The sequence below is a fragment of the Ekhidna algicida genome, from assembly GCF_051379705.1.
GTDB lineage: Bacteria > Bacteroidota > Bacteroidia > Cytophagales > Cyclobacteriaceae > Ekhidna.
Window position 1 is genome coordinate 3,288,943 of sequence record NZ_CP179868.1, and the last position, 14,387, is coordinate 3,303,329.

9 protein-coding genes are annotated in these 14,387 nt (G+C 41.9%); 6 read left to right on the plus strand and 3 right to left on the minus strand.

Going from position 1 to position 14,387, the window contains the following annotated elements:
- The first annotated feature begins 49 nt into the window (after window positions 1-49).
- Together ACL8WY_RS14825 and ACL8WY_RS14830 are read left to right on the plus strand one after the other, a co-directional pair.
- Window positions 50-1,723 (plus strand): 1-acyl-sn-glycerol-3-phosphate acyltransferase, encoded by a 1,674-nt coding sequence (locus ACL8WY_RS14825; protein ID WP_436515536.1) that lies wholly within the window; start codon window positions 50-52, stop codon window positions 1,721-1,723.
- Window positions 1,701-2,777, plus strand: coding sequence for an NAD(P)H-dependent glycerol-3-phosphate dehydrogenase (locus ACL8WY_RS14830; RefSeq protein ID WP_436515537.1), 1,077 nt, complete (start codon window positions 1,701-1,703; stop codon window positions 2,775-2,777). The genes ACL8WY_RS14825 and ACL8WY_RS14830 overlap by 23 nt, the downstream gene beginning before the upstream one ends.
- On the opposite strand, the gene ACL8WY_RS14835 is transcribed toward ACL8WY_RS14830, so the two are convergent.
- Both ACL8WY_RS14835 and ACL8WY_RS14840 read right to left on the minus strand, forming a co-directional pair.
- On the minus strand, window positions 2,774-4,006 hold the full coding sequence (locus tag ACL8WY_RS14835; RefSeq protein ID WP_436515538.1) for a M48 family metallopeptidase: 1,233 nt from the start codon (window positions 4,004-4,006) through the stop codon (window positions 2,774-2,776). The two genes, ACL8WY_RS14830 and ACL8WY_RS14835, sit on opposite strands and share 4 nt — an antisense overlap.
- 27 nt (window positions 4,007-4,033) lie before the next feature.
- Window positions 4,034-5,062 carry a PorP/SprF family type IX secretion system membrane protein gene (locus ACL8WY_RS14840; protein WP_436515539.1) on the minus strand — a complete coding sequence of 343 codons (1,029 nt, stop codon included), beginning with the start codon at window positions 5,060-5,062 and terminating at the stop codon, window positions 4,034-4,036.
- 225 nt (window positions 5,063-5,287) lie between these two features.
- Between ACL8WY_RS14840 and ACL8WY_RS14845 the strand changes: the two genes are divergently transcribed.
- From ACL8WY_RS14845 to ACL8WY_RS14860, 4 genes are read left to right on the plus strand one after another with little or no spacing between them, the layout of a single operon-like run.
- A complete protein-coding gene (locus ACL8WY_RS14845; protein WP_436515540.1) occupies window positions 5,288-10,471 on the plus strand; it encodes a PKD domain-containing protein in 5,184 nt (1,727 codons plus the stop codon).
- Window positions 10,471-11,064: a hypothetical protein gene (locus tag ACL8WY_RS14850; protein ID WP_436515541.1), complete on the plus strand. Its 594-nt coding sequence runs from the start codon at window positions 10,471-10,473 to the stop codon at window positions 11,062-11,064. The genes ACL8WY_RS14845 and ACL8WY_RS14850 overlap by 1 nt, the downstream gene beginning before the upstream one ends.
- Window positions 11,065-11,067: 3 nt before the next feature.
- On the plus strand, window positions 11,068-11,421 hold the full coding sequence (locus tag ACL8WY_RS14855) for a carboxypeptidase regulatory-like domain-containing protein (RefSeq protein ID WP_436515542.1): 354 nt from the start codon (window positions 11,068-11,070) through the stop codon (window positions 11,419-11,421).
- 1 nt (window position 11,422) lies between these two features.
- Window positions 11,423-14,197, plus strand: coding sequence for a FlgD immunoglobulin-like domain containing protein (locus tag ACL8WY_RS14860; protein ID WP_436515543.1), 2,775 nt, complete (start codon window positions 11,423-11,425; stop codon window positions 14,195-14,197).
- Here the strand turns inward: ACL8WY_RS14860 and ACL8WY_RS14865 are convergent.
- Window positions 14,194-14,352, minus strand: coding sequence for a hypothetical protein (locus ACL8WY_RS14865; RefSeq protein WP_436515544.1), 159 nt, complete (start codon window positions 14,350-14,352; stop codon window positions 14,194-14,196). The two genes, ACL8WY_RS14860 and ACL8WY_RS14865, sit on opposite strands and share 4 nt — an antisense overlap.
- Window positions 14,353-14,387: the final 35 nt, after the last annotated feature.

Sequence of the window (14,387 nt, forward strand, 5' to 3'; positions counted from 1 at the left end):
AGATGTTAACTCTTAGAATTATCTTTCCGCCAATTTCTAAAACAGGTAAATGCGCAGAAAGAAAGTCAGGTATTCAGAAATTATCCCTAACAAGAGTGAATGGCCAATTGTTAAGTTGTCCAAATATAGAAGGGAGTTTATTGATGAAGTCACCAATGAGACATACGATCACCTAGTCAGTTCTAAGAATGGATCGCTCCGTGAAGAGATTGAGATGACCATTCACAGGGAAAAACTGAGGATGAAAGCAAATCCCTGGCGCGTAGACCCACCTGATGAAAAAGTGTATTGGAAGAACATCCAAGCACGATTGCTAGATATCAATCCGGATGAAAAGGAGAAAGCCGAAGCACTTGAAAAAGAACTGCTTGTTGAAATCATCAATCGATATACCCAGGAAATAGCGGGGAATTTCAAAAAATCAGCCTATCGCTTTGCGCAAAGCTTCATAACCTTCGGATTCGCTCGTCTGCTCAATGCTGCACGGGTCAAGGGACTTTTGTCCTTGTTTAGTCGTCAGTTGGATTTAGATGATAAAGTTCATGTGATTGGGGAGACAGAGCATATTCGCACTTTAGCTAAAAAAGGCACTGTGGTAATGGTGCCAACTCATTTCAGCAACCTGGATTCTATTCTTATCGGGTGGGCCATTCAGCATCTTGGATTACCGCCATTTATCTACGGCGCTGGGTTAAATCTCTTCAACATTAAAATACTTGCTTATTTCATGAATAGTCTTGGTGCTTACAAAGTGGATCGGAGAAAGAAAAATCCGATATATCTGGAGACACTGAAGACATATTCAAGAAACGCAATCAAAAAAGGATGCCACTCTTTGTTTTTTCCGGGTGGAACGCGATCCAGATCTGGCGAAATAGAAACAAACCTACGAATGGGATTACTCGGCACTGCCATAGAGGCGCAGAGGGAACTGTATCTGAATGCCGAGAAAAACGAGGAAGTGCGCAAAGTTTTCATCGTTCCGGTGGTAATCAATTATCACTTCACTCTGGAAGCTCCATCCCTTATCCGTGATTACCTAAAAAGAACTGGTAGGGAGCGATACTATGTGGAGGCAGATGAGTTTTCTACTTCTTATAAGTTGGGAACATTCATGTTCAAGTTCTTTACAAAAGGATCTGATATCTCCGTTAACGTGGGACGAGGAACAGACATTCTTGGAAACTATGTAGACAGTGATGGCAATAGCTTTGATAAAAACGGTAACCCAATCAATGTTCGCGATTACTTCTTGAGGGATAAGAAAATCACATTTGATGCACAGCGAGAAAAGGAATATGTACGCGTATTATCAAAACGGATCGTAGAAGAATACCATAAGTACAATCGGGTATTTGCCAGTCACCTGGTGGCGTTTACTGCTTTCAAAATGCTTGAGCGACAGAATCCAAAACTGGATTTGTATCATGTCCTCCGTCTTCCGGATGAAGATTTGATTCTGGATTATGAAGAATTTAAAGAGAACTACAAAAAACTAAGAGATCGACTTGAAAAGATCCATAAGAAAGGAGAAGTAGACATGGCAGACCATATGAAAGAACGAGCAACTGATTCGATCGAGCATGGTCTACAAAATGTGGGACTTTACCACGATCAGCGTCCGCTTATTAAGAAAGGTGATAAAATCATCGTTCAGGATACCAATACGCTTTACTATTATCACAACAGAATGAATGGCTATGGACTCGAAAAGTACATCTGAGGAAATAATAGGTGTTATAGGAGCAGGTAGCTTCGGTACTGCTATCGCCAATATTCTGGCGGAGAATAATGCAAAAGTAATTTTGTATATCCGTGATCCTGAAAAAACAAAAAAGATTGCCAAGGAGCGTGTGAGTTCGAGGCAAAAGCTTCACGAAAATATAGAGGTCACCAATAATCTGGAGGAAGTTCCTCAGCAGTGCGAAGTAATTTTTCCGATGGTTCCTTCAGCCAATTTCAGGGACATGATTATCAAGCTGGCCCCGCACCTGAAGCCGTATCATGTACTGATTCACGGAACCAAGGGGTTTGATCTCTTTGTACCTAAAAAGCAAAAAATCAACTCCAGCAACCCGCTCACCCGAGAGCACGTGAAAACCATTTCTGAAGTGATCAAAGAGGAAACTTCTGTTCTTCGGGTTGGTTGTCTTGCGGGACCAAACCTGGCTCGTGAGCTAGATCAGCGAAAGCCGGCAGCTACTGTGGTAGCCTCTCATTTTGATGAGGTCGTAAAGATTGGTCAGCGACTACTGAAAAACGATCGATTCATGATTTATGGGAGTCGTGATCTCATTGGTATTGAGCTGTGTGGAGTACTTAAAAATATCATCGCTGTAGGTGCTGGAACAATCGCCGGTATGGACCTTGGAGAAAATGCGAAATCTCTCTTCATTAGTCGGGGATTGGTAGAAATGGTGTACATCGGGAAAGCACTTGGAGGAAATGCGCAGGCCTTCCTTGGGCTCGCAGGTGTGGGAGATTTAATAGCAACATGTACGTCCAATCTCAGCCGAAACTTCACCGTTGGATTTCGTTTGGCTAAAGGAGAAACACTCGAAGAAATCATTGAGTCGATGGATGAGGTGGCAGAAGGTGTGAAGACCATCAATATCGTGAAGCAGCTAGCTGATTCCTACAAGGTCAGATGCCCGATCACAGAAACGCTTCACAGGATCATTCACAACAAAATGACCATTCAGGAAGCACACGGATACCTAATGAGTTTTCCTTTCCGAGCCGAAATAGACTTTATTGATACACATTCAGAAGACTAGCCAGCCAATGCGCTTATTCTTTCTTTGAGTGGTGGATGCGAATAATGAACAAATACATATGCCGGATGAGGTGTTAGATTTGATAGATGGTCTGAACTCATCTTTTTCAATCCGGTAATCAAATGAGTAGAGTCATACGTTTCTCTTGCATAAGCATCTGCTTCGAATTCATTTTTGCGAGAAATGATATTCCCGATGATTCCCAAAATGGTAGATATTGGAGAATACAGAATGCCAAAAGCCAGAAGGTTTAAATGAAGAGCCGAGGTTTGACCTCCCATTGCCCAGCTTACTTCAGCACTGTATGCCATTCGGGAAAATAGAAATAGCATAAATCCCATCAAACCAATACTAAAAATGGTGGTGAATAGTATATGCTTCTTTTTGTAATGTCCAACTTCATGAGCAAAAACAGCCGTTAGTTCCTGAATGGAATGTTTCTCCACCAAAGTATCGAACAAGACCACCTTCTTCTTTTTACCGAGTCCACTGAAGAAGGCATTGCCTTTGCTACTTCGCTTTGATCCGTCCATGATAAAAATGTTTTTGAGAGGGAAATTTACTTTATCGCAATACGACTGAATAGATGACTTAAACTCACCATCTTCTAAAGGCTTGAGTTTATTAAACAAAGGAAGTATTAAAGAAGTGTAAAAGAAATTGGCAAAAAGAACGAATGCCGCCATGATCGCCCAGAAAAAGTACCAGAAATCACTTCCGATGGCATTTACGAGATAAATCAATACAGCTAGCAGTAGTCCCCCGAAGATGGCGGTAAGAACGTATCCTTTGATTTTGTCAAATATGAATGTCTTTGCAGTCATTTTATTAAACCCATACTTCGCTTCAATAACGAAGTTTCGATAGATCGAAAATGGAGTGCCGATGATATCGGAGGCGACATACAGGAAGCCAAAAAAGATGAGTGGAGAAACCAGGCTCAACGGAGAAAAAGTGCGGATCCACTGATCCAGCATACCAAACCATCCATTGTAGATAGCCAGGATAAGCAATACGAAACTGAAAGTTGCTGAGAAAGTGCCAAATCGGGAAACCTCTTCGTTATAAGCCTGAGATTTTACATACTTCGCTTCATCGTATATACCTTCCAATTCTGTTGGGATAGGTTTTTTTGCACTTTTCCGATTGAGAAAACTCAGGATTCGCTCGAGTGTAAAATCAAATGTTATGATCACCAAGAGTATGGTGAATATGGTTTCTTCTGTCATGAGGTAAAATTAGAGTGACTTTGTCACTTAGAAAATAAACGGAATAGGGCACTTGAGCCTTCGAACATCTGCTGCTGGCTTCAATGGATCACCCAAACTAAAGGAATAAGCGATGCTGATCTCATGCGCTCCACCAGTGCCTATACCCAGATCAGAAAGCGTATAATCGAAGCTGTAGCCAAATGTGGCTCTATTAGTCTGCATACCAACCATGAAAATGATAGACTCATTATTCACTACACCGTCAGTGTTTTTGATGGGAAGTCCTCGATACCAAAGCCCGACTAAAATAGGGTCAAGCGTAAAGTAAGCACCTACGTCCAGCTGATCTAAATCACCTTGAGTTCTATAATTAAAACTTGGAGTAATGCTTCTTTCGCCGATAGAAGTATTCGTAGTACTTGGGTTCAGTGGAATACGATATCCACCATGTATTGAAAATCTTCGTGGAAGTGGTGCGTCACCTCCAGCAATACTTTGATTGGGCTCCAAAACATGATGCAAGGCAGCTCCTAACCATATCGAGGGATTATAAAAAACCCCACCAAACGAAAGATCAAAAAATCTGGCATTTAATCCGCTATTGAAGACTTCATTCGTTGGATTTCCAGTATTTCCAGTAGCGCTCAATTGATCACCAAAAATCAGTTTATCAAAATTTAAATCCTGAAAAGTATAAGCCGCTTCCACACCAGGACGGAAGGTCCACTGATAATTTATTTGCAATTGATAGGCATATTGTAAACCGATGGTATTCGATTTTAATCCTGCAGATCCTGCCTTGTCAGTGGTGAAAATGATACCTGCACTACTGAAGTAGTCTTCAAAGTGATAATCAAAATAGGCAGAGAAAGTCTCAAAATTCGCATCCAGATTGGGCCATTGGGTACGGTAATTGACTCCCATCCTTCCTTTTTGATTAATTCCAACCAACCCAGGATTCAGATACAAAGGCGCTGCATAGTACTGCGAAAACTGAGGGTCTTGCGCTTGCAAAGTGTTTTCCTGACTAAGGACACCAATGACTAAAATGAAGAAAAAAGCCTTCCTGATCATGCAAATGTTAATTCCAAATCAATGAGCAAATTAGACAAATAATATAAATCAAATTAAGTTTTTGTTGACTTGCATACGTAATGTAACGACGAGTATAACGTTGAAATTTTAAGAAGCCTGAATATGAATTTAAAATATGGCGCATCGCGATGCAAGAGTTTTTACATTGTTAAAGATTAAGTCCCTTATTATTGGGGTTAATCCTATTTTTACAAAGTGTTGTGTATGACTAAGGACATTTTTATGAATCGTACCCCTTATGCCGCTGCGTTCTGCAAGCGGATTTTATCTGTAGTCCTTTTTCTGATAGCCAATTTGCTGTGGTCACAAAATATTACAGAAACACGCTGGTACTTTGGAAACTCTGCTGAAAATCTCGTTTTTGATAGAAATGGCAGAGATGTATATCTACAGACAGATCAGGCAACTCCATTTGGAACAGCTGGTGCGGTAACGATTACTGATCAGTTCACAGGCAATCTCCTGTTCTATACAGATGGGATAAATATCTACGATGCATCACACCTCATTCTACCCAATGGAGCTGGAATGTCAGGTGTTTCTAGCATCAACGTTCCGGTAGTCACCTGTCCGGTCACAGACAATCCGGGACAATATTATCTTTTTACAAATTCAGGTTCCGGAGGAGTCAATGAAATTCAATATACAGTAGTTGATGCCACCATACCTGGCAATGGCACTGCCCAGTTTCCTTATGGTGATGTAGTTACAGGGATGTTTGATGTATCGACAGGTCTTACTGATCCTGCCGGGGGAATGTTGATTATTCCGGCAGGAGATGGTGAACTGTTTTGGCTTATTTCGCAAGATAGAAATTCGTTTGAGATTCAGGTGACACAAATAGATGGTGGAGGTGTTGGTGCAACCACTAATTACGATTTCACAGGTGGAATAACCCCAGGGTTTGAAGCAGCACACTTCGCCTATAATGCTGATTCAGCGAAATTGGCCATGGCACCCAGGAGAACCAATCGAAATATTTGGTTGATGGATTTTGACAACACAACTGGTGTATTGGCATTTGACACAACCCTTGTTGGCTCAGGGTTTAATGATGATCAAGGTGAGTCTGTCTATGATGTGGAATGGTCTGGTGATGGATCTAAACTCTATTTGTCGAGATTTGGAAGTTCGGGCACTACTGGCCAGCTGTATCAAATTGATTTCAACGATACAACCATGGCCGTTAATCCAATTTTGCCCACACCAATTTTTCGTAGTTTGGGATTGAAAAGAGCGCCGGATGATCGTGTCTATCATCTTTATCAGACCACAAATGGATCTGCATTTAATCTGGGTAGAATCAACCTTCCAGATAGTATAGTGGATTCAGTTCAATATCAAGCTATCGTTTTTCCGGATGATTTCAACACACGGCAGTTTCCGGAGTTTACGCCTGGTTACAACTTCACTTTTGATACGCTTAATTTTTATTGGATCGATAGCTGCCTTACGAATGTCACGAAGTTTTTTCCTGTTATAGAACCGGTACCAAACAACCTGATCTGGGATTTTGGAGATGGAAGCACCTCCAATGCTTGGATTCCAAACTACGAGTATCAAATGGAGTCCGGCTATACAGTCAGCTTGACTGCCGAAGTAAATGGCGTCAGGCAGACCATTAGTCAGCCAGTGGAAATATTAATGAATGACCTTATGGTTGACCTGGGGAATGACACGACCATTTGTGTTGATGAAATTCTAACCTTAGATGCGGGATCTGGCTCCTCTTTCGTCTGGAATACAGGAGCGCTCACCCAAACAATTGATATTGATACAGCAGGCACATACTGGGTTGAAGTAACAAACGCTACTGGCTGTACGGATTTTGATGATATCGAGGTTACGGAATATGGAGTTGCAAACCAGACGTCTAATCAATGGTATTTTGGAGAGCAAGCCGGTATTGAATTCACAAATGGACCAATAGCAATTCTTGATGGAAATAATCAGGATGCACGTGAAGGATGTGCCACTATTTCTGATGTTAATGGAGCTTTACTATTCTATACAAACGGAGTTACGGTATGGAATCGAGATCATGAAGTAATGCTTAATGGCGATACGATAGGAGGAGAGGTTCGCTCAGCGCAAAATTCGTTAATCATGCCTTTCGGTAATGATGAAACCATGTTCTACATCTTCACAACTGAGCGTGTTTATGGAGATGATGAATATGCCCTCAGATATTCTGTTGTTGATATGAAAGAAGGCGACGGATTAGGGAAAGTCATAGTCAAGAATATAAAGCTCATGGATAATAGTACTGAGCGGATAACCGGGTCAGGATTTACAGGTAATGATTTGATCGTAGCTCATGAATTTGGAAATAATACGTTCAGAGCATTTCAGACGAGCGCAGCAGGTCTTAGCGGTGCGATTTTCTCACCCAGTGGTGAGATTCATGATTTTATGCAAGAATTGAGTGCTACCGGATACATGAAAATATCTGCTAACCTGAATCAGATTGCTGTAAACATCCCGGGAACGAATCAGGTAGAGATTTTAGACTTCAATCAGGGAGAAGTATCTAACCCCAGACTAATTGATACTGGAGAAAGTGATCTCTATGGGATGGAGTTTTCACCCGGAGGGTTGCGCTTGTATTTAACGACAAGTTCAGGTGCATCCAAGCTCATTCAATACGATTTAGATAGCTTGAACTCAGCAAACCCTGTTACAGATATAGAAGCAACAAAGTTTGATGGATATCCACAAGGCACAAACTATGGTGCATTGCAGCTGGGGCCGGATGGAACCATATATATGGCTGTTGACAACTCAGGCACCATTGGTACTATAAGCGCTCCAGATGGTGACGATGCAGGCAATAGTTTTGATCCAGCAGGTTTTGATCTCTCAGGCCGAACCAGTCGATTAGGACTGCCAAACTTTGCTCAAAATCAAACTCCTCCCATACAGCAGCCAAGCATGATTGTTTCTGAAGGATGTGCAGGCCAACCAACTTCTTTTTCAGCGGTAGGTAGAGACCCCAATAATCTGATTGAAAACTATCTATGGATTTTTGGTGACGGAAGTTCTGCAGCAGTTCAGGATACCACCCATACCTATGCAAATCCAGGCACTTATAATGTTCAACTTGTTTTGAGTAATCGATGTGATGTAGACACCACACTGACACAAACCATTACGATAAATAATATTCCGGAAAACCCAACGGTTCCTACTGATACAGCGCTTTGTGATCAATCGATTGTATTGACCGCATGGCCTGTGGACAATCCTGATTTCGACTACTACTGGAGCACAGGAGAAACTACTCGAGAGATTACGGTGAGTAATCCCGCAATTATTGAAGTGGCGATCATTAATACAATCACTGGATGTACTTCGGATACACTTCAGGTCTTCCTTGCGGATGCAAGACCTGCTGTGGACCTTGGTCCGGATAGATCCTTATGTCAAAATGATCCTACGATCACTCTGAATGCCCAGGTGGCGAGAGCCACCTATGAATGGTCTATTGATGGTGTCTTACTTGGAACCAATAGAACCTTTGATATTGACACAACTACCGCTGGCATTTTTGAGTACACCGTGGAGGTCACTAATTCATTTGGGTGTATTGGCAGGGATACATTAATGGTCACCATTCAGGAAGCACCCGATATTTCTATTGTATCAAATACCACTACGGGATGTGGTAACGATGATGGATCGATAGATATCACATTTAATGTGGCGGGTAGCTATTCGTATCAAATCTCAGGGCCAAGTACAGCAGGACCTTTCAATTTTGATGGGCCTGGAACAATCTCAATTCCAACAGGTGCTCCTCCAGGTAATTTACCTCCGGGCAACTATAATCTCACTGTTACAAATCTGGTGACCGGATGTAGTCACTTTGAGGTTGTCCCGGTGGAGGATCCAGGTAGCTTCAATATGAATGTTTCAAACACAGGTGGAATTTGTGATGGTACAGTTGAATTAACCATTTCAGGAACAACTCCAACGCTTCCAGCCAGCTACGATTACGAGATTCAAAACCAAAACGGCGTTATTGTGGCTAATGGAACTGACAGTGTGGATCCATTGGTGATTTCAGGGTTGAATACAGGCACGTTTACCATTCAGGTAACAGATAATGCCCCTCCAGGATGCGTGGAAACAGAACAAATTACCATTGCACCAGGAAATGAACCAGTCTTTACTTTTGACGCCATTCAAGATATATGTGGAACTTCAGGAGATGTAATAATTACTGATGGAGGTACAGCGGGTGTTTCGTATGCATGGACCACAACGGACGGGAACATTACGAGTGCAGCGACCGGAACAACTATTACTGTGGACCAAGCCGGGACCTACACAGTTACTGCATCAGCCCCAGGTTTCTGTGATAGAATTGAGGATATTCTTGTCAACTTTAATACTGAACCGACCGTAGATGTTGTAGTCAATGGGGATGCCTGCGAAGGTCAAGTCACTTTAGTGGCTAATGTAACTGGTGGTAGTGGAACATATATTTTTAATTGGAACGATGGGGGAGGCGCCATGCAGAATACTGTCTCAACTTCAGGCACTTACAATGTAACTGTTACCGATCAATTCACAGGTTGTGAAGTAACATCTGGAGACACAAACATTGAAATTCAACCCGAATTTACTGTTGCGATGACTCTACAGCCAGATTGTGATAACGGGAATGTACTTGCCATAGCGACTACCAATTATTTCAATCCTTCAGTGACCTATCAATGGACAGACGGAGGTGGAACAGTACTGCCAATTACAGATTCAATCCTCACTGTTTCAGTTTCAGGCAGATATACCGTAGTTGCTACCAACGAATCGGGACTCTGTACCGCTACTGATGCACTAGATATCGCTGTAGTTCCGATCAATCCAGAAGATTTATTACTTCCTGAAAGAGCTGGTTTTTGTTCTGGGGATGCCACTGATCCTACCGTAGACCTGGATCCAGGGATATTTAATACTTACGAGTGGAGGTTGTTGCCCGATGACGCAATCATATCAACAGATCAGGTGCTGAATGTAGGAACCGCGGGTACCTATGAAGTCACCCTTTACAATGGTTTCACCTGCACCACAGACCAGGTAGAGGTTGTAGAAGATTGCCGACCAACCATCGTAGCTCCCAATGCGTTCTCTCCAAACGGGAATGGAGTAAATGATCAGTTCTTTGTTTATCCTAATGATTATGTAGATCAATTTGAGATTTTGATATACACCCGCTGGGGTGAGTTGGTCTTTACCGCAAACAATCAGGATTTCCAGTGGGATGGAATTTATAAAGGTAAATTGCTTCCTCCGGGAACGTATGCATTCATTATGAAATTCTCCAGTTCGTTGGCTCCTGATTTGGGAACTATTGAACAATATGGGTCTGTTACGCTTATAAGATAATGAGCTACTTTGATTACATATATAACCGACTTTTTAGTAAGTCTGAAGCAACACCAACAAAGGTGCTCGTCAACGAAATCATTCAAAGGAGTCAGTCCTTTGTCGATCGATTTCAAGCATGGAAGAGATCAGAGGTTTGTGCCGATTTTCTAAACGACTTGTGGCAGTCCTATTTCTGGCAAAAGAAAGGTGTGGATAAAGACCCGCATATCTTATTGCTGGAATCCACCTATAGTAACGGTTTTGCCATTAGTTATGAAGCCAAGTACGGAAAAAATAGTCTCAGATATCTTTTCGACTATATCAAAGATCAAGTCAAATTATTAGACTACCGATTAGTCATGAGCAGGCATACCATGCAGGAGAAAGATGATAAAGTTGAGATGAAAGAAATGCATTATTTAAAACCAAAGCGAGGTTTTATTGAACCTATTGATCAAAAATATGGTAACGTGCAGATCGAGTATATCGAAGAAAATGATGAACCAACACGAATCAAACTTATCGCAAATTCGTATCCTGACAGGAAATACAAACAAGCTGATGATTTTGAAAATCTAGCAGAATATATTTTTTCAATTAAGAAACATTAAAAAATGAGAATTATTACCCTTTTTGCGGTCATCCTTTTGGGATCCGCTTCTATCAACACAGCTGAAGCACAATTATTGCCCACCAAATTGAGAGTCACGGTAATAGACGGACTTGGAAACTATGTGGAGGGCGCTACAGTCTCGATTTACGAAAGTGAGAAAGATTACCTGGCAAGTGAAAATGCCGTTGCAACTATGACAGCTGACAAAAAAGGCAGAGTCACTTTCAAGGAGATTAAGCCAATAGCATACTTCGTAGAGGCAAAATTTGAGGATAAGAATAACAATGCAGCTGGTGTAAAAACAGGTGAATTGGAAGAAGGAAAACTCAATAAGGTAAACACGGTCATTGATTAGGTTGAGAAAAGTACTTTTTATCCTAGGTATCGCTTTACTCCTTGGTGACTCTCTCAACGAATTCAAGCCAATATATTCCATTCAAATAGTTGATGCTGCCTCAGAAATTGAAGGCAGAGAAGATTTGATGGGGAGAAATGAGTATCTAAGCTTACTTCAGGCAGATCCATCCACCGGGCTTGTACCCGAAGATATACGTGTAGCTGAACTTCAATTTGATAAAAGACTCACTACTCAAACTGCTCAACTCCGAACCGAAGCGTTGACAATAGAATCGGCCGGACCAGTAAACGTTGGAGGTAGAACTCGGGCAGTTGCTTTTGATGTTCGTGACGAGAATATAATACTGGCTGGAGGTGTGTCCGGAGGTGTATGGAAAAGTCAGGATGGAGGAGCTACCTGGGTTAGAAAATCGAATCCTGAAAATCGTAACAGCGTTACATGCATAGTGCAGGATACACGTCCCGGAAAAGAAGATATATGGTATCATGGTACAGGTGAAATTGTGGGGAATAGCGCCAGAGGTGGATCAGCTCCATTTCGTGGAAACGGAATCTATAAGTCTACTGACAATGGAGAAACCTGGAATGCACTAACCTCAACCCAGGATTCAGAACCTAATATTTTCAATAGTCAGTTTCAATATATCTGGGATATCGAAACCAACCCTGAGAATCTTGATGAAGACGAAGTATTGGTCGCAGCATATGGCGGAATACTACGATCACTGGATGGAGGCAATACCTGGCAGGTCGAAGTTGGGCAAGAGCTGTATAACTTGGATGAGTCGGTCGATTTAAATGAAAGTAATGCCTCTTTTTATACATCCTTGGAACGATCAGAGGATAATGTTTTTTATGCCGCCCTGTCTTCAGAATCTGGCACAAGCGAAAGATCCCCGGAAGCCGGAATCTACTACTCGCTGAATGGTGATGATTGGGCAAATATCACACCACTTACAGACGAATCTCAGTATCGTAGAACAGTGATTGGATCGAGTCCGTCTAATCCGGATATTACCTACTTCATGATTGATTCCAGTCCGATATTTATCATAGAGCATAAATTATCTCAACTCAATAATCCAAACAGAATCAACGGTTTTGACCCTAATCCTCGTGTGATACCAGAGTTCGATGTTGATCAAGGCGACCTGAATACCCAGGGCTCTTACAATATGATGATACGTGTACACCCTACCAATGAGAATATAGTTTTTATCGGAGGAACCAACCTTTTTAGATCAACTGATGGGTTTAGAACATCAGATAACATCAAGTGGATCGGTGGATATGATCCAGATGGTAGTGGAGTATACGTCAATCATCATCCTGATCAACATGATTTACTCTTTCTGCCACGCAACCCGGATGCAGCTCTTTCTGCCAGCGATGGTGGATTAATTAAAACCAGCGACATTCGTGCTGATTCGGTCATGTGGGAAAGTAGCAATAGTGGTTTTGTGACCTCACAGTTTTTTACGATTGCACAATCCAAGACCATCGGTGACGAAGCGCTGATAGGTGGGATGCAAGACAATGGCACTGATCTCACAAGGAACGGGAGCACTTCATGGAATGGAATTATTGGAGGGGACGGAGCATATGCGGCTACCACAAAAGACGATCAGCTTTGGCTGGCTTCATTCCAAAGGGGACAAACGCTAAGAATAACTTTAAATGATGGTCAATCTATCAGTTCTTTTGGACGTGTGGATCCGGGAGGTCTCGTTCAGAAATCCGGCTCATTATATCTTTTTGTGAATCCATTTATTTTAGATCCAATCAATCAGAATCGAATGTTTTGTGGAGGCGGAAATCACCTCTATTTTCATCCAAATATTTCTCAGATACCCGGAGGTTCACAAATTCCTACCAATATTGGCTGGAAAAAAGTGAATGATACAGCTTTGACCAATGGATTAGTTAGTGCAGTGGAAGCGTCTTTTGATGGTGAAAAAGTATTTTTTGGAACTTCTTCCGGCCGGGTGTTCCGGCTTGATAACGCTCGTGATGAGACAGCATTTGACTTACAAGAAATCTCCTCCAATGAATTTCCTTTTGGAGCTTATGTCTCAAGTATTGCAGTAAATCCTGATGACAATCAACATTTGCTCGTGGTATTCTCTAATTACAGTGTTCCCTCAATTTTTGAAAGCACCGACGGTGGGATCTCCTTTACAGATATAAGTGGAAATCTTGAGGAAAATACGGATGGATCAGGAAATGGACCGAGTGTAAGGTGGGCTGAGATTGTACCAAAAAACTCTGGAACATTAAGACTGGTTGGTACAAGTGTAGGACTTTACACAACAGAGTCAACCTCAGGTACTACTACCTGGATCAAAGAATCACCTGCTCTATTGGGAAGCGCCATTGTTACTATGATGGATTATCGACCAGGTGACGGTAGGCTTGCCATCGCAACTCACGGTAATGGTGTCTTTACAACCAATATTCCAGACTTTAAAGCATTGATGCTAGAGGAAGAGGAAGTAAATACATTTGAACTAGTTGCAGCTTATCCGAATCCTTTTAATCAGGATACTCAGATTCAGTATAGATTACCTGAGGACGGGGAGGTCAGGGTAGATATCCTGACGTCAAATGGAAGTTTGATAAACACCATACTCTGGGCGCCACAGTATGCCGGAACAAATACGGTTTCATGGGATGGAAACAATGCGTCAGGTACTTCCTTAGCCAATGGCATATACTTTTATCGTGTCCAATACCAAGGACAAAGTCTGTCGGGGAGACTGCTTTTGCGTCGCTAGGCTCTGATGCTCAAAACCAAGAGAAAATAAGAGATCACCATTACCCAAAAATGATAATTCACAATATTTGGAATGAAGCCCAAGTCCATCAAAATGACCAGGATGGCGAGAACTATCGATGCGATGCGTAAGGTATTTCGTGTGCTTTTTGTCATGGGAATAGGTTTTAGACTAAAATAAGTATTTAACA